The organism is Flavobacterium azizsancarii (assembly GCF_027980145.1).
Lineage (GTDB): Bacteria > Bacteroidota > Bacteroidia > Flavobacteriales > Flavobacteriaceae > Flavobacterium > Flavobacterium azizsancarii.
In genome coordinates this window covers 1-16,552 of sequence record NZ_JAMZNK010000055.1, presented here as the reverse complement: position 1 = coordinate 16,552, position 16,552 = coordinate 1, and the positions used below count along the sequence as shown (strand labels likewise).

The following is a 16,552-nucleotide window of genomic DNA, read 5'->3' as shown; positions in this document are numbered from 1 at the left end:
ACAGAACTTTAATTTTAAAAATATATTGAAAATGAAAAAAATTCAAATGGTTGACTTAAAAAGTCAATACGAGAAAATAAAAACTACTGTTGACGCTTCTATTCAGGAGGTTTTAGATACAAATACTTATATAAATGGACCATTAGTTCATCAATTTCAAAAAAATCTTGAAGATTATCTGGGAGCAAAACATGTAATTCCGTGTGCAAACGGAACAGATGCTTTGCAGATTGCCATGATGGGTTTAGATTTGAAACCAGGCGATGAGGTAATTACGGCTGATTTTACTTTTGCAGCGACTGTTGAGGTAATTGCTTTATTGCAATTAACACCTGTTTTGGTAGATGTTGATATGGTAAATATGAATATTGATATCGAAGCTATTAAAAAAGCAATTACGCCAAAAACAAAAGCAATTGTTCCGGTACATTTATTTGGTCGCGCTGCTAATATGGATGCGATTATGGAAATTGCTGCAGAACATAACTTATATGTAATCGAAGATAATGCGCAGGCAATTGGTGCAGATTATATTTCGAAATCAGGAGTAAAAAGCAAAGTAGGAGTAATTGGTCATGTTGCTGCAACTTCATTCTTCCCTTCAAAAAACTTAGGCTGTTATGGCGATGGTGGAGCAATTTTTACCAACGATGATAAACTGGCACACATTATCCGCGGAATCGTAAATCACGGAATGTACGAGCGTTATCATCATGATGTTGTTGGTGTAAATTCACGTTTAGATAGTATCCAGGCTGGGGTTTTAAATGCAAAACTGCCTTTGTTAGACGAATATAATACAGCACGTCGTTTAGCAGCATCAAAATACAATGCAGCTTTTGCAGGAAATACACATATTATAACTCCGGAATTTGATGCCAACGAAAATGATCACGTTTTCCACCAATATGTATTGAGAATTGTTGATGCAGATAGAAATGCTTTATTACAGCATTTGCAGGATAAGCAAATTCCATGTGCTATTTATTACCCAATTCCGTTGCACTCACAAAAAGCTTATGTTGATACTCGTTATAAAGAAGAACAATTTCCGGTTACGAATCAATTAGTAAAAGAAGTTATTGCTTTGCCAATGCATACAGAATTGGATGACGAGCAAATTAAATTCATTACAGATTCAGTTTTAGAATTTTTGAAAAAATAATTATGAGAATCCTGCGTGTTTTAATTTTGATTATTCTTATTCCGTTTTCGGTTTTTGCACAAAAATCGAATGCTAAAGAAGAAACTGCTGTAAACAATCAAGTTGAAATTTTGCGTAAAGCAATGATTGATGCCGATGCAGGTAAATTAAAAGCACTAACTTCTGAAAAATTAACCTACGTTCATTCGAATGGTAATTTTCAAAATCAGGCTGAATTTATAGACGGAATCGTTAGTGGCAAATCTGACTTTGTAACGATAGATTTTCAAAACCAAACGATATCGATTCAGAATGATGTTGCAATAGTGAGACATGTTTTGTCTGCTCACACTAAAGACGGCGGAATTGACAGAGATATAAAAATAGGAATAATGCTTGTTTGGCAAAAACAAAAAAATAACTGGATTCTTATTGCGAGACAAGCTTATAAATTAACTACATAAAAAATAACCACAAAATGAAAGTATTAGTAACAGGAGGATTAGGATTTATTGGTTCTCATACCGTAGTCGAATTGCAAAATGAAGGCTTTGAAGTAGTGATAATTGATAATCTTTCGAATTCTACAGAAGATGTTTTAAAAGGAATTACAGCCATTACAGGAAAAACGCCTTTATTCGAAAAATTAGATTTAAGAGAAAAAGCGTCAGTTCAGGATTTCTTTAAAAAACACAACGATGTTACCGGAGTAATTCATTTTGCAGCTTCAAAAGCAGTTGGAGAAAGTGTCGAACAGCCTTTATTATATTACGAAAACAATATCGCCTCGTTAGTTTATTTGCTGCAGGAATTACAGCAAAAACCTGATGCAAGCTTTATCTTTAGTTCGTCTTGTACGGTTTACGGTCAGGCCGAAAAAATGCCAATTACAGAAGATGCTCCCGTTCAGGCAGCAATGTCTCCATACGGAAATACGAAGCAAATTGGAGAAGAAATCATCACAGATACGGCTAAAGTAACGAATATCAATGCAATTTTATTACGTTATTTTAACCCGGTTGGAGCGCATCCAAGTAACGAAATTGGAGAATTACCATTAGGAGTTCCTCAAAATTTAGTGCCTTTTATTACACAAACTGGAATAGGATTGCGTAAAGAATTATCAGTTTTTGGAGATGATTATCCAACTCCTGACGGAACTGCTGTTCGTGATTATATTCATGTTGTAGATTTAGCAAAAGCACACGTTATTGCATTACAGCGCTTATTTAATAAAAAGAATTTAGAAAAAGTAGAAACCTTTAATTTAGGAACCGGAAAAGGAAGTTCAGTTCTTGAGGTGATTCAAAGTTTCGAAAAAGTAAGCAATAAAAAATTACCATACAAAATTATGCCACGTCGCGAAGGTGATATTACTGAAGCTTACGCTAATACTGATAAAGCAAACAATGTTTTAGGCTGGAAAGCTGAACTAAGTTTAGACGAAGCAATGGCAAGTGCCTGGAAATGGGAACAGAAGGTTCGTTCTTAAACTAGTTTTCAGTTTTCGGTCGCAGTTTTCAGGTAGAGATGCACAGCAGTGCGTCTCAGGTTAGAATATAAAACCCCAAATAATCTAAATTGATTATTTGGGGTTTTTATTTTAGTAAAGATTTTATTTGTAAATTTGTAAGGTAAAATTGTAGGAATTATGAATAATAAAAAAGAAGAACTGAAAAAAGATAATGTTGAAGAACCTACTGTAGAATATGAAGTTCAGAAACCAATATTTAAAGGAATAGATCGAGATACTTTTGATTTTGATGCTGAATTTGCAAAAGGATTAACACCGGAGGAAGCAAAAGTAGAATCTAAAAGGAGAATTAGGGAATGGTGGGGAAAATAGAAGTTATTTATACACCCTCTGTAATTAGTCATCTTAATGATTTGGTTATAATCCTGTATAAAAAAGAATACTTTGGTTTTATAGAATCTGCAGATGAATATGTTGATGATATTTACGATGCCATTCCGGAAAGAATTAAAAAATCTCCTCATAAGCAAACTCCAAAACTTCTTCAGTATTTAGGTTCAAATTATATTTTTTATAAACCAAATACCCGAACAACTTGGTATATCTTTTTCGAAAAAAGAGACCAAAATTATTTGATAACAGGAATTACTAATAATTACTGTGAAGAAGCAAATGAATTATAAAAACAACATCCTCATAAACAATCTGTTCATGAGGATTTTATTTATACAGTCAGTGACTGAAAACTAAAAACTGAGACTGAATACTAAAAATTAAGCATTCGCAGTAACCGCTTCTTTATCAATTTTATTAATCAAACCGGCTAATACTTTTCCGGGACCAACTTCCGTAAACAAAGTAGCGCCATCAGCGATCATTTGTTGAACAGATTGAGTCCATTTTACTGGAGCTGTCAATTGTATGATTAAGTTCTTTTTGATTTCGTTTGCGTCAGAAACAGCACTAGCTGTTACGTTTTGATAAACCGGGCAAATAGGAGTCGAGAAAGTAGTTGCTTCAATTGCAGCAGCCAATTCTTCTCTTGCCGGTTCCATCATTGGCGAGTGAAAAGCGCCTCCAACAGGTAAAATCAAAGCACGTTTTGCTCCGGCAGCTTTCATTGCCTCACAAGCTTTTTCTACTGCTGTAGTTTCTCCTGAAATAACCAATTGTCCCGGGCAGTTGTAGTTTGCAGCAACCACAATTCCGTCAATAGAAGCGCAAACTTCTTCAACAATATTATCAGCTAAACCTAAAACAGCAGCCATTGTCGATGGAGTAATTTCGCAAGCTTTTTGCATTGCTAGAGCACGTTTGGAAACTAATCTAAGACCATCTTCAAAAGATAAAGTCCCGTTAGCAACCAATGCCGAAAATTCTCCAAGAGAATGTCCTGCAACCATTTCGGGTTTAAAATCTTCGCCTAAAGTTTTTGCTAAAATAACCGAGTGTAAAAAAACAGCCGGCTGGGTAACTTTAGTTTCTTTTAGTTCTTCGGCAGTACCCTCGAACATAATATCTGTAATTCTAAAACCTAAAATTTCATTGGCTTTTTCGAATAATGCTGCGGCTAAAGCCGAGCTTTCATATAAGTCTTTGCCCATTCCTGTAAATTGTGCGCCCTGACCCGGAAATACGTATGCTTTCATTTCTCTAATTTAAAGTTGAATTTTTCTAAATTGAAAATTAGTTTCAATTGAAAGGCAAAAATAGTATTTTTTTAGCTCGTATAATCCTTAAACATATAAATCCATGCTAATCTCGAAAATCGGAGATTGAAAGAAGTTAGAAGAATAATTACAACAGCAATAATAGGAATGATTCTCAGGTCGAAATTTTTTTCAAAGAAAAACTGAGCAATGCAATAAGTAGCAATACCTTGCGCAACAGTTAATCCGTAGTTTACATACATAGCACCAAAGAAATAGCCAGGTTCTTTCTGGAACTTATAATTACAATGACTGCAGTATTCATTCATTTTAGGTAAACTAAAATTCAGAAAAATATTTTTGTCTTTAAAGACTTTTCCTGTATGACAAATGGGACATTCGTTTTTAAAAATATGAGTTAATGCACTTGACATGATCTTGTTGTTTTTTATTTATACAAAGGTAATTCAGAGACTTATAAAAGTCTTTTTTATATCTTCGCTACTTATAGCACAATAAAGACATTATTATGAAAAGATATCCCGTTTATAGTGTTCAGAATTTTAGTTGTAATGATATTCATCGTGATTTTTACGTAAATACATTTGCAGAGCATTTAAAAGATCATAGTTTTGTCGAAGAACCACATCGTCATGATTCTTATTTGATGGTTTTTTTTACCAAAGGTTCAGGGCAACACGAAGTTGATTTTGATCAGTTCGAAATAAAAAAAGGCAGTTTATTCGTTCTGCAGCCCGGACAAATGCATCACTGGAGTTTGTCTAAAGATATTGAAGGCTTCGTGATTATTTTTTCGCAGGAACTTTATAATTTGTATTTCGGACAAAAAAATATCAATGAGTATAATTTTTATCACTCCATTCATAACCGGCCGGAAATGGTTTTCGAAGAAAATCAAATACCGAAAATCCTGCCCTATTTTGAGTTATTGATTGAGGAAAACAATCAGGATAATAAATATCAACTGGACAAAATGCTGAATTTGTTAGATTGTATTCATATCGAAATTGCCCGTAAATATAATGAGACCTATTCGCATCAGACACATTCTTATAATATTAAGATAAACACGTTTGAAATGTTTTTGGAGCAATATTTCAGAGAAGAAAAATCGCCTTCTTTTTATGCAGAGAAATTGCATATTACATTGAAGCACTTAAACCGAATCTGTAATGAAATTCTACAAAAAACAGCAACCGAAGTCATTATGGATCGTGTGATTCTGGAAATTAAAAGAATGTTAATCGACAAACAATTGGCGGTAAGTGAAATTGCTTATATAGTAGGTTACGAAGATTACTCTTATTTTTCCCGACTTTTCAAAAAACAAACCGGATTGTCTCCAACCGAATTTCGAAATATAAAATAAGGGCTTCGACTCCGCTCAGCCTGAAAATCGTGTTCTCAAAGATATCGTGTGTCAGGCTGAGCGGAGTCGAAGCCCTCGTTTCTAGACAAAAGCCTGCACTTCTTAAAAAGTACAGGCTTTTAAACCAACCAAATTAAATTCTATTTTTACTGGATTAAGCTTGTTTTGCAAATTGTAATTCAATGTTTAAGCGAACTTCTTCACCTACTAAAACACCACCGGTTTCAAGGGCAGAGTTCCAGTTTAAACCCCAGTCTTTACGATTTATTTTTCCTTCAATGCTTAAACCTACTTTAGTATTTCCCCAAGGGTCAGTCATGATTCCGCTAAATTCTACAGGAAATGTTACTGATTTAGAGACACCTTTAATATTTAAATCTCCGGTTAATTGATACTCGCCGTCATTAACTTTTTTGAAAGATGAACCTTTAAAAGTTAATTTTGGGTGATTCTCCGCATCAAAGAAATCTCCACTTCTTAAGTGAGCATCTCTGTCTGCATTTGCAGTATCTATTGAAGCAATGTCTCCTGAAAAATCTATTTGAGCATTTTCGAAATTATCTCCATCAGTAGTAATAGATGCGTCGTAAGTTCCAAATTTTCCTGAAACATTTGTAAACATCATGTGTTTCACTTTAAAACCAATTTCTGAATGTGTTGGGTCAATTGACCATTTTGTAGTTGCCATAATTATTTATTTTTTAATATTAATTTCATTTTGATAAGACAAAGTTACGTCCGTAGTATTCAAAACACACTTAACCTAGATTAAGAAATAAAAAATGTAATACGTTTTGATTACCACACAGTGATTTATTCTGTTTTATAAAATTAATCTTTCTTTTTAAATTTTTGATAAAAAAGAAACGATAATAAATCTGAATATCAGGTTATTATCGTTTCTTGAGAAAAAAGTATTAATTGTGTCTTCTAAATTAATAGTTCATCGGAATATCCATTAAAAGAAATTCAGCATCACTATCTGCTTTTATGTTTAAAATATCAGTTCCTGAAATCCCAACAGCATCACGAGTATTTAATTCCTGACCGTTGATCGTTACGTTTCCTTTTAAAACAAAAGCATAAACTCCGTTTCCTTCTTTTTTAATTTTGTATTCAGTTGCAATTCCGGCATCAAAATTACCCATTTGAAACCAGGCGTCCTGATGAATCCAAACACCTTCATCATCTGCATTTGGAGATAAAATCTGAGCTAATTTATTATGTCTGTCAGCAACATTCAAAGTAATTTGTTGGTAACGAGGATCTACATTTCTTTTGTTCGGGAACAACCAGATTTGCAATAATTTAGTTTGCTGATCTGCATTTGGGTTAAACTCACTGTGTTGAACTCCGGTTCCGGCACTCATCACCTGAATATCACCATTTTTGATAATCTCCGTATTTCCCATACTGTCTTTGTGTGCTAAATCGCCTTCAAGCGGAATAGTGATGATTTCCATATTATCGTGCGGGTGAGTTCCAAAACCCATTCCGCCAGCGATCGTGTCATCGTTTAAAACGCGAAGTGCTCCAAACTGAACTCTTTCAGGGTTGTACCAACTTGCAAAACTAAAACTATGATAAGCGTTAAGCCATCCGTGATTTGCGTTTCCTCTTGTTTCTGCTTTGTGTAATACTATATTTTCCATGATGATATGTGTTTTGTTATTTTTATAGTACAAAGATACCATCAAGGTCAACGAAATGCACTTAATGTAGATTAAGAAAAGATTCTGAGGTTCTAAGTAGCTAAGTTTCTAAGTTTTTTTTTTGAAGCAGAAATTTTAGTTTTCAAAAGACCTGAAGTCCCGCTATCCGTTTCAATCTTTTGTGTCCGCCGCGGCGGAGACAAAAGGATTTTTACTTCTATCGGGGCTATGTGAGAAGTTTCATTTTCATAAGTCGTATATGTAGCTCAAAAAGAAAGGAAACGCAAAGTTTGTCATCTCGACGTAGGAGAGATCACAAAAGTGGCTCGACAAAGATTCAGGATTATTGGATCGGAGTTTCTAGTGTGATCTCTCCTACGTCGAGATGACAAGATTGCGAGAAGATTGTGTTTAGATAATTATATTCAGAGGGAAATAAAACTTTGTAACTTCACGTCTTTGCGAGATTTTTTTTTTTTTTTTTAAAAACTCCTAATTATTTGATTTTGATTAATTTCCCTTTTCCAACCACTTGGTCAAGGTAATTCGCAGATGAGCTTTGCTTATCATGCATGTTAAATAAAATAGTGTCATTTTTGATTTGATCTTTTGTAATACTTATAATTAAATCTGTATTTATAAAATTGTCCAATAGTATTACATTCCCATATGAGATTTTTCCTTTTGGCAGATACTTGTTATCAAACACAAAAACACTATCGTTAAAAGTAATTTTATCTTTTTGGGTGTAGACATTTTCGTCTTCTATTAAATAATTATAACGGCCAATAAGTTTGTCTGTTTTCTGGTTTGAATTAATAAAAAACAGCGTTATTATTAAAGTGAAATATTTCATACTATTTTAGCTATATTGAGTTATAAACTGTTGAACCACCGCATCTGTATTCTCATGACGTCTTTTCTTCTCCAGCGCAATTGGCGGTGCAGCTCTTTCAAGGCAATCTTTTACATCGCAGGTTTCGCAAGTAACACCAACAATCCTTTTTACTAGAGGTTTTCCATCAATAAATTTGAATTTCTTTTTCATTGCAGTTGTAATCAGGATTCCAACCGAAATACTTCTGATACAATTTTCTACAAAAGGATCTTTCGTGGCTGATGAAAAGACTAAATATTCATTACCACTGTGTGCATAACTGGAAATTTGTGCATCAAAAAAATGAGATTTATTCTGATTGATTGCTTCGTCTATGGTTTTGATAGAAACCCATCTTCTGCAATAATGCTCATTGGTTTCGTTGGCGTGCGGTTCTTGTTGATTGGTAATATGTAATTCCTTTTTTATTAGGTATTTATCAGAACCTATTTTGTGTGACATTCTTAAAAAGAACAAATTTTTCAGGTGAAAATCTTTGGGTAATAAATTGGTTAATCTCTGATAAAACGATTCAGGCGAAACTTCAAAACTTTCTATCAACGCAACGAATTCTTCTGGATTTGGTTTTTCGTTATTTAAGAAATCATTGATTTTGCTGGCAACTAATTGTCTGGGTAATAACAAAGCTCCTGCAAAGTACGAAGCATAAAAGTTGTGAAGGACCTGATCAAAATTTTCGAATTTAATCCAACTGAAAGTTAGTAATCTGTCAGATATTTTTAGGTAGTTATAAGCAATTTCTTTGGCTAAAATAAATGCTTTCTGCGGATTATCCAATTCTGTAGAGAGTAACAATGTTTTGCTTTTGGGAACATAAATAGAACGTAAGTCACCCAAAGCTTCCTGTTCAGAAAATACTATTTCTTTAATTTTATAATCAAACTCTTCTTTTAATATGGCCTCTAATTCTTCGATACTCACTTTTGAATCTAAATTGATCTGAAATGATTTTGAAAAAGAAATGACTTTATCTTCCAGGTCTTCAAAATAATTATTGTGTGCTTCCTGATAAGATCGTAAAGCGGCCAAAAAGAAACTTTCCCTGCTTAAATTATAATGTTGGGCAATTTCAATAATAGTACTAATAAAGGCATTGACTTTGGCTGGTGCATTTGCAATAATATCTATTAAATCGGCTTCCTGAATACCAAAAAGCTCTAGTGGAATCTCTTTTAAAATACCTGATTTTAAAATTTCACCAATCGGAGCGAGGTTATTGTCGAGCTTTAAAGATACCATTTGGTCGTATGGAACGTCCAGATGTTCGCATAAAAGCAAAATTTTATCTGTTTTTGGATATTTTTTTCCCTTTTCAATCTCGTTTAAATACGATTTTGAAAGATTTGTCAACTTGGCTAAGCCAAAAAGTGAAAGATTTTTTTGGGTGCGGACTTGCTTGAGTTTTAGCCCAAATATCAGCTTTATATAGTCTTTTTCGATATCCATAAATCAAATATAATCATTTAAAAAATAATCGCCAAAATATTATTTTTAATATTTAGCGAACGTTCGCTTGTTTTGTGAAGAACTTTTTTCTAATATTGTGGTGTAGAAAATATTAGATATCAATTGATTACGAATTTAAGTCTTTAGAAAGATGTGATTGATTTGATTATTGCTAATTAAAATAAAATCCACAGCTATGAAAAACCAATTAGAGATTACCGAAACGGCAATGGAATTTTTAGCCGAAAAGAAGCTTTCTTATCCGAAAATCTGGACAGATGAAGCGATTGTTTTTATAACCGAATTGCATCGCAAATTCGAATCGCAGCGAAAACTGTTATTGTTACAGCGCGAACAAAAACAAACTGCTTTTGATCAGGGCGTCATGCCGGTTTTTATAGCCGAAACTAAAAGTGTCAGAGAAAGTAATTGGACAGCTGGAGAAATTCCGAAAGATTTATTAGATCGTAGAGTCGAAATTACCGGACCGGTTGATCGCAAGATGATTATCAATGCATTGAATTCAGGAGCGAAAACTTTTATGGCTGATTTTGAAGATAGTACTTCGCCAACCTGGAAAAATTTAATGGATGGGCAAGTGAATTTAATTGATGCCGTAAACAAGACAATTTCACATACAGATTTAATTAAACACAAATCGTATCAATTGAATGAAAAGATTGCAACGCTAATGGTACGTCCGCGTGGTTTGCACTTGCCGGAAAAGCATCTTTTGATTGAAGGAAAAGAAGTTTCAGGCTCTTTAGCAGATTTTGGATTGTATGTTTTTCATAATCACAAAAGGCTTTTAGAAAATAATTCGGGACCATATTTTTATATTCCAAAATTAGAGCATTATCTGGAAGCACGCTGGTGGAACAATGTGATTGATTTTACTGAGGATTATTTGAAACTGGAAAGAGGAACTATAAAAGTGACTGTTTTAATTGAAACAATCACGGCAAGTTTTCAGTTAGACGAAATTGTATATGAATTGAAAGATCATATTGTGGGATTGAATTGCGGTCGTTGGGATTATATTTTCTCTTACATCAAGAAATTCCGTAAGAATCCAAAATTCATCGTTCCAGATCGCGATCAGGTAAATATGACTTCCCCTTTTATGAATGCCTATTCGAATTTGGTAATTCAGAGATGTCATAAACGCGGCATTCATGCAATTGGCGGAATGGCAGCTCAAATTCCGATTAAAAATAATGAAGAAGCGAATGCAGCTGCTTTTGCAAAAGTGAAAGCGGATAAAGAACGCGAAGTTCGAAATGGCCATGACGGAACATGGGTAGCGCATCCGGATTTGGTTGCAATTGCAAAAGAAATTTTTGATAAAGAGATGCCAACACCTAATCAGATTCATATAAAAAGAGAACATCGAAAAATTACAGAAGCTGATTTGATTGAACCACCAATTGGAATCATAACTGAAAACGGCGTTCGCAAAAACATCAATGTTGGTGTTTTGTATTTGGCTTCATGGCTAAACGGACAAGGAGCAGCTGCGTTGCATAATTTGATGGAAGATGCTGCAACGGCTGAAATCTCAAGATCTCAATTGTGGCAATGGCTTCAGAATAAAGTGGTTTTGGATAATGGACGAAATCTTGATTTGGCGTATTATCACGAATTGGCTTTAGAGGAATTCCAGAAAATAAAAGACGAATTAGGCGAAGAAAATCATGAAAAACAACAATTTCCTTTGGCTGAAAAGGTTTTAGAGAGATTGGTTGTAAATCCTGATTTCGTTGATTTCCTGACTATTCCGTGTTACAAGTATTTATAAAAAAAACATTGAGTTTAATTTTAAACACATAGAAACATAGGTTTATGATTGTCTAAAATTAACTTTTAGAGAATTATAAAAAACAAGTTTTTCGCACATAGCTATGTGTGTTCAAACAAGTGAAGCGCCTTTAACCACAAAGAAAAGCTATGTTTCTATGTGTTAGAAAAAAAACAAAAAAAAAAAATTTTTGAGTCTCAGTAGAAAACTGCGACTGCAAACTGAAAACTTTTACTCACTAACCAACTTAACTATACTATTTATGAAAACAACAGAAGACAGAATTCAGGAATTGATTAACGATTGGATTACGAACCCAAGATGGAAAGGTGTTGAACGCCCGTATACGGCTACAGAAGTAGTTACACTTCAGGGATCGTATCAAATTGAGCATTCTATTGCCAAAATGGGAGCGCAAAAATTATGGAAAAAGTTAAAAAGTCAGGATTATGTTGCTGGTTTGGGCGCTTTAACAGGAAATCAGGCGATTCAGGAAGTCGATGCTGGTCTTGAAGCAATTTATTTGAGCGGTTGGCAAGTTGCTGCTGATGCAAATTTAGCAGGAGAAATGTATCCGGACCAATCGCTTTATCCTGTAAATAGTGTGCCAATGGTAGTAAAAAAAATAAATAATGCTTTATTACGAGCTGATCAGATTCAGACCGTAAACAGAGTTGAAGATAAAAAAGATTATTTGGTTCCAATTGTGGCTGATGCGGAAGCTGGTTTCGGGGGAAATCTAAATGCTTTCGAACTAATGAAATCGATGATTGAAGCAGGAGCTTCAGGAGTTCATTTTGAAGATCAGTTGAGTTCGGCTAAAAAGTGCGGACATTTAGGAGGCAAAGTTTTGGTGCCTACTCAGGAAGCAATTAATAAACTAATTGCAGCACGTTTGGCTTCTGATGTTATGGGAGTTTCGACTTTGATTGTAGCAAGAACTGATGCTGATGCAGCAAATTTGTTAACGAGTGATGCAGATCCAAGAGATGCTAAATTCATTACTGGGGAAAAAACCAACGAAGGGTTTTTCTATGTAAACAGCGGAATCGATCAGGGAATTGCAAGAGGTTTGAGCTACGCACCTTACGCTGATTTGATTTGGATGGAAACCAGTAATCCTGATTTGGTTTATGCCAAAAAGTTTGCCGATGCCATGAAAAAAGAATTTCCGGATAAAATGCTGGCTTACAATTGTTCTCCTTCATTTAACTGGGCGGCAAAATTATCAGTTGCTGAAATGGAGACATTCAGAGAAGATTTGGCTGCAATGGGATATAAATTCCAGTTCATTACTTTAGCAGGATTCCATGCTTTAAATACAAGTATGTTCGAATTGTCTAAAGCCTACAAAGAGCGCGGAATGGCAGGATATTCTGAATTGCAGGAAAGAGAATTCGCTCTGCAAAGCAGCGGATTCAGAGCGGTAAAACATCAGGCTTTTGTTGGAACTTCTTATTTTGATGCGGTACAAAATACAGTAACAATAGGAAAATCGACAACAACGGCAATGAAACATTCTACAGAGGTTGAGCAATTTTAATTCAAAAAAACACGGTCTTTGGCCGTGTTTTGTTTTTTGCCACAGATTACAAAGATTAAAAAGATTTTTTTCGCCACGAATTTTACTAATTTTCACTAATTTTTATTTAATTTTTCACTCAATTTAATTCGTGAAAATTAGTAAAATTCGTGGCAACATTTTTTAATCATTTTAATCTGTGAAATCTGTGGCTATAAAAACTATTTTTTCAAAAGCCTTGCTTTCATTTTGCTGAAAAATTCAGGTGTTACACCAATGAAAGAAGCAATTTGTTTTTGAGGTACTTTATGAACGAGCGTTCCATATTTAGTACAGAATTTCTCGAAGCGTTCTTCAGCGGGTAAACTTAAATTATCCATTAATCGTTGTTGATTGGCGACCAATGAATTTTCGATTAAAATCCTGAAAAAACGTTCTAATTTTGGGATGTCGAGATATAATTGCTCCTGGTTTTCTTTGGATAATGAAACAACTTCTGCATCTTCTAAAACTTCTATAAAAAGCTGTCCAGGTTTTTGCGAAAAAAAGCTGTACATATCGCTCATCCACCAGCCTTGACAAGCAAACGCCAGAACATGCTCGACAATATTATCATTGATATTGAAACTTCTTAAAATTCCTGAATTGACAAAATAGGAATGTTTGCAAACTTCTCCGGCACTTAGTAGAATCGTTTTGGCTTTATAAGTATGTGTTTCGGTTTTCGATAAAAAATGTGCTTGCTCTTCTGGGGTTAAGGAAACGTGTTTGGCAATATTTTCAAGGATTAGCTCCATTATTTTTCTTTTATCAAAGTGAATGAAGTAGCTTTAAAACGACCATTTTCTACTTTTCCGGTAACAGAAGCTTTGCGGATTTTATTGCAAAAGCCATCTTCGGCATGTGCGTCACCGTGTTGGTCAATCGTAGTTCCGTCAACAAAATAAGGCTTCCCATCAATTCGAACGGCTAAATCACAGCTTTTGCCTTTCATCCCAAATTGACATTCACCACAAGCAGTTTCTACAATTTGAGGTTTTTCGGTTGTTTTTTTATCCTGAGCTTGCGTTGCTATTCCAACAAATAGGAATGCTATAAAGAGTAGTTTTTTCATTTTTAAGAGTTTACAGTTATTAATTTTGAAGTTGTTTTGGCGCGTTCTACAATTTCTTCAATTGGAGTTGCTAATGTATCATGGCTTAAAACGACGCCCATTCGGCGGTATGGTCTTGAAGTTGGTTTGCCAAAGATTCTGAAATCGGTTTTGGGTAAAGCAGCTACTTTTTCGATTCCGGTAAAAGTAGGATTCGAGGAATCTTCTGATGCTAAAATTACGGCACTTGCTCCGGCTTTTTCAAGTGTGATTTCGAAAATAGGTAAACTTAAAATGGCTCGTAAATGCAATTCGAATTCATTGAAATTTTGTGTTCCTGCTAATGTTACCATCCCTGTATCATGCGGACGTGGAGAAAGCTCAGAGAAATAAACACCATCATTTGTTAAAAAGAATTCAACGCCAAATAATCCTGCGCCACCAAGTGCTTCGGTAATTTTCTCTGCCATATCCTGCGCTTCATACAAATCGGCCTCAGAAACTTTTGCGGGTTGCCAGCTTTCCTGATAATCGCCGCGTTCTTGTCGGTGTCCAATTGGAGAACAAAAAAGCGTTGGATTATTATTTTGAGTAATCGTTAAAAGCGTAATTTCAGAATTGAAATCTACAAAAGCTTCTACGATAACTTCGATTACATCGCCACGAGAGCCAGCAACGGCATATTGCCATGCTTTTTCGATATCACTTTCAGATTTTATGGTCGATTGTCCTTTTCCTGACGAAGACATTAAAGGTTTTACTACACAGGGAATCCCAACTTCCTGAACGGCTTTTTGTAATTCTTCTGCTGAAGTGGCGTATTGGTATTTGGCTGTTTTTAGTCCTAGTTCTTTTGATGCTAAATCACGAATCGCTTTACGGTTCATTGTAAAGTTGGCTGCTTTTGCCGAAGGAACAACGGTAATACCCTGTTTTTCGTAATCGTAAAAACGTTCAGTACGAATGGCTTCTATTTCTGGAACTATAAAGTCTGGTTTGTGTTTGGCTACGATTCGGTCAAGAGCTTCGCCGTCCAGCATGTTGATTACTTCGAATCCGTGGGCAACCTGCATTGCCGGAGCATTTTCGTAACTGTCAACAGCAATTATAGTTTGTCCGATTCGTTGCGCGGCGATGACAAATTCTTTGCCTAATTCGCCTGAACCAAGGAGTAGTATTTTCATTTTAGTGAATTCATTTTGATTTAGTAAAGATAAAACAATGAATTTTATTCTCACGCAGATTTTGCAGATTCAGCAGATTTTAAATTAATTAGAAATTTAATTTTTAGATGAAGTTATCGAAAAGACAAGATTGTCCATTATACTTCATAAATATAAAAAGTTCTTGTTAACTCGTTTGTCTGACGGGTAGAAAAGATAGTTCCCTTAAAGGAAATATGTCAAAATTATTTTGTGGAGTAAAATTTTGTTAATAATTATAAAATAACTTGATGGTTGGCTGATCTGAAATCTTCTTTAAAGCCACGCGATATTTATATATTTGCCGGCTTACAAATAAAACCCCAAAAGAATGAAGTTAAAATTTTTTTTAGTGATGAGTGCTTTATGCATTACATCTCTTTTACAGGCACAATCAGGAGGTATTACGTTTAAATTAGGAATGGGAGAACAAAAAGCAGATGCGATTGTTTTTAAAAAAGACAAACAAAAAATTAACGGGATTGTTAAGTTTCCTGGTTTTGCTAGTAAAAAAGTGAAAATTAAAGTTGGCGAGAGTAATGAAAAATACGCAAGTAAAGACTTAGATTCGATTCAGATTTTTGATGCAAATAAAAAACTGTCTTACACTTTTGTATGGACAAAAACGAAAGTATACAAAAAGAAGGGTACAGAATTTAAGATTATAAAGGAAAATTGGATCTGCAAGATCATTGAAGGAAAAGCTTCTTTGTATTTAGGTGGAGAGGATTATGGAATTAAGGAAGTTAAGGTAAAGAATGAAGAGACGAATGAAAAGATAAAAGAACCTAAAATGGAAGTCGTATCTAAAGATGTCAATCACTATCTGAAAAGAAGTAATGAAGATTATCCTGTATTGGTTTCTATAAGTTCAAATGGTTTTTCTGCCGGGTTTAATGTTTTTTTTAAAGAGTATGGCGTTTATTATTTTAGCGACAGTCCTGAAATTGCAAATAAAATCCAGGATAAAGAATATAAGTATTCTGATATTGAGAAAGTCGTAAATTTGTATAACGAAATATGCAGACAAAAAGAAAAAGAAAGACTGGAGCAGGAAGAAAAGGAAAGAAAAAAATTAGAAGAAAAAGATACAAAATCTAAGGTTACTGCCAAACCAAAGGCCGCTACGAAACCGAAGACCACAGCAAAACCTAAAAACGCCAAGAAAAAATAAATAAAAAGAGGTTGTCTGAAAAGACGACCTCTTTCTTTTATTATACTAGTAGATTTACAGAGTGTTTCTTGAAAAATGTAAATTTGGGCTAAAATGGTCTTCTATAAACT

The 16,552-nt window shown here is 34.4% G+C and carries 18 protein-coding genes; 9 read left to right on the top strand and 9 right to left on the bottom strand.

Annotated features, from left to right (window positions below):
- Positions 1-31: 31 nt before the first annotated feature.
- The 5 genes from NJT12_RS21785 to NJT12_RS21765 all read left to right on the top strand — a co-directional run bounded on the left by NJT12_RS21785 (position 32) and on the right by NJT12_RS21765 (position 3,301).
- Positions 32-1,165: a DegT/DnrJ/EryC1/StrS family aminotransferase gene (locus tag NJT12_RS21785; protein ID WP_271338236.1), complete on the top strand. Its 1,134-nt coding sequence runs from the start codon at positions 32-34 to the stop codon at positions 1,163-1,165.
- A 2-nt stretch (positions 1,166-1,167) separates the two neighbouring features.
- A complete protein-coding gene (locus NJT12_RS21780; protein WP_271338235.1) occupies positions 1,168-1,608 on the top strand; it encodes a nuclear transport factor 2 family protein in 441 nt (146 codons plus the stop codon).
- A gap of 14 nt (positions 1,609-1,622) precedes the next feature.
- On the top strand, positions 1,623-2,636 hold the full coding sequence (gene galE, locus NJT12_RS21775; RefSeq protein ID WP_271338234.1) for a UDP-glucose 4-epimerase GalE: 1,014 nt from the start codon (positions 1,623-1,625) through the stop codon (positions 2,634-2,636).
- A 159-nt stretch (positions 2,637-2,795) separates the two neighbouring features.
- Positions 2,796-2,990 (top strand): hypothetical protein, encoded by a 195-nt coding sequence (locus tag NJT12_RS21770; RefSeq protein WP_271338233.1) that lies wholly within the window; start codon positions 2,796-2,798, stop codon positions 2,988-2,990.
- A complete protein-coding gene (locus NJT12_RS21765; RefSeq protein ID WP_271338232.1) occupies positions 2,975-3,301 on the top strand; it encodes a hypothetical protein in 327 nt (108 codons plus the stop codon). Before NJT12_RS21770 ends, NJT12_RS21765 begins: the two co-directional genes overlap by 16 nt.
- A 90-nt stretch (positions 3,302-3,391) precedes the next feature.
- Here NJT12_RS21765 and fabD read toward each other — a convergent pair whose 3' ends face one another.
- Positions 3,392-4,267: an ACP S-malonyltransferase gene (fabD, locus tag NJT12_RS21760; protein WP_271338231.1), complete on the bottom strand. Its 876-nt coding sequence runs from the start codon at positions 4,265-4,267 to the stop codon at positions 3,392-3,394.
- 71 nt (positions 4,268-4,338) lie between these two features.
- Positions 4,339-4,701 carry a DUF983 domain-containing protein gene (locus NJT12_RS21755; protein WP_271338230.1) on the bottom strand — a complete coding sequence of 121 codons (363 nt, stop codon included), beginning with the start codon at positions 4,699-4,701 and terminating at the stop codon, positions 4,339-4,341.
- A 95-nt stretch (positions 4,702-4,796) separates the two neighbouring features.
- Here NJT12_RS21755 and NJT12_RS21750 point away from each other — a divergent pair, with 95 nt between their 5' ends.
- Positions 4,797-5,657, top strand: coding sequence for a helix-turn-helix transcriptional regulator (locus NJT12_RS21750; RefSeq protein ID WP_271338229.1), 861 nt, complete (start codon positions 4,797-4,799; stop codon positions 5,655-5,657).
- A gap of 154 nt (positions 5,658-5,811) precedes the next feature.
- Here the strand turns inward: NJT12_RS21750 and NJT12_RS21745 are convergent, their stop codons facing one another.
- The 4 genes from NJT12_RS21745 to NJT12_RS21730 all read right to left on the bottom strand — a co-directional run bounded on the left by NJT12_RS21745 (position 5,812) and on the right by NJT12_RS21730 (position 9,653).
- Complete coding sequence (locus NJT12_RS21745) at positions 5,812-6,345, bottom strand: YceI family protein (protein WP_271338228.1); 534 nt, start codon at positions 6,343-6,345, stop codon at positions 5,812-5,814.
- 247 nt (positions 6,346-6,592) lie between these two features.
- Complete coding sequence (locus tag NJT12_RS21740) at positions 6,593-7,309, bottom strand: pirin family protein (RefSeq protein WP_271338227.1); 717 nt, start codon at positions 7,307-7,309, stop codon at positions 6,593-6,595.
- Between the two features lie 496 nt (positions 7,310-7,805).
- On the bottom strand, positions 7,806-8,165 hold the full coding sequence (locus NJT12_RS21735) for a hypothetical protein (RefSeq protein ID WP_271338226.1): 360 nt from the start codon (positions 8,163-8,165) through the stop codon (positions 7,806-7,808).
- Positions 8,166-8,171: 6 nt separating this feature from the next.
- Entirely contained in the window at positions 8,172-9,653 is a 1,482-nt protein-coding gene (locus NJT12_RS21730) for a helix-turn-helix domain-containing protein (protein WP_271338225.1), read from the bottom strand.
- A gap of 196 nt (positions 9,654-9,849) precedes the next feature.
- Here NJT12_RS21730 and aceB point away from each other — a divergent pair, with 196 nt between their 5' ends.
- Complete coding sequence (gene aceB / locus NJT12_RS21725) at positions 9,850-11,451, top strand: malate synthase A (protein WP_271338224.1); 1,602 nt, start codon at positions 9,850-9,852, stop codon at positions 11,449-11,451.
- A 262-nt stretch (positions 11,452-11,713) separates the two neighbouring features.
- Positions 11,714-12,994: an isocitrate lyase gene (gene aceA / locus NJT12_RS21720; protein WP_271338223.1), complete on the top strand. Its 1,281-nt coding sequence runs from the start codon at positions 11,714-11,716 to the stop codon at positions 12,992-12,994.
- Between the two features lie 200 nt (positions 12,995-13,194).
- Here aceA and NJT12_RS21715 read toward each other — a convergent pair whose 3' ends face one another.
- From NJT12_RS21715 to purT, 3 genes are read right to left on the bottom strand one after another with little or no spacing between them, the layout of a single operon-like run.
- Positions 13,195-13,770, bottom strand: a complete 576-nt coding sequence (locus NJT12_RS21715; protein WP_271338222.1) for a Crp/Fnr family transcriptional regulator — start codon at positions 13,768-13,770, stop codon at positions 13,195-13,197.
- A complete protein-coding gene (locus tag NJT12_RS21710; RefSeq protein ID WP_271338221.1) occupies positions 13,770-14,087 on the bottom strand; it encodes a DUF6370 family protein in 318 nt (105 codons plus the stop codon). Before NJT12_RS21710 ends, NJT12_RS21715 begins: the two co-directional genes overlap by 1 nt.
- Before the next feature lie 2 nt (positions 14,088-14,089).
- Positions 14,090-15,250 carry a formate-dependent phosphoribosylglycinamide formyltransferase gene (gene purT, locus NJT12_RS21705; RefSeq protein ID WP_271338220.1) on the bottom strand — a complete coding sequence of 387 codons (1,161 nt, stop codon included), beginning with the start codon at positions 15,248-15,250 and terminating at the stop codon, positions 14,090-14,092.
- A 349-nt stretch (positions 15,251-15,599) separates the two neighbouring features.
- On the opposite strand from purT, the gene NJT12_RS21700 reads away from it, so the two are divergent.
- Positions 15,600-16,442, top strand: coding sequence for a hypothetical protein (locus tag NJT12_RS21700; RefSeq protein ID WP_271338219.1), 843 nt, complete (start codon positions 15,600-15,602; stop codon positions 16,440-16,442).
- Positions 16,443-16,552 lie beyond the last annotated feature (110 nt).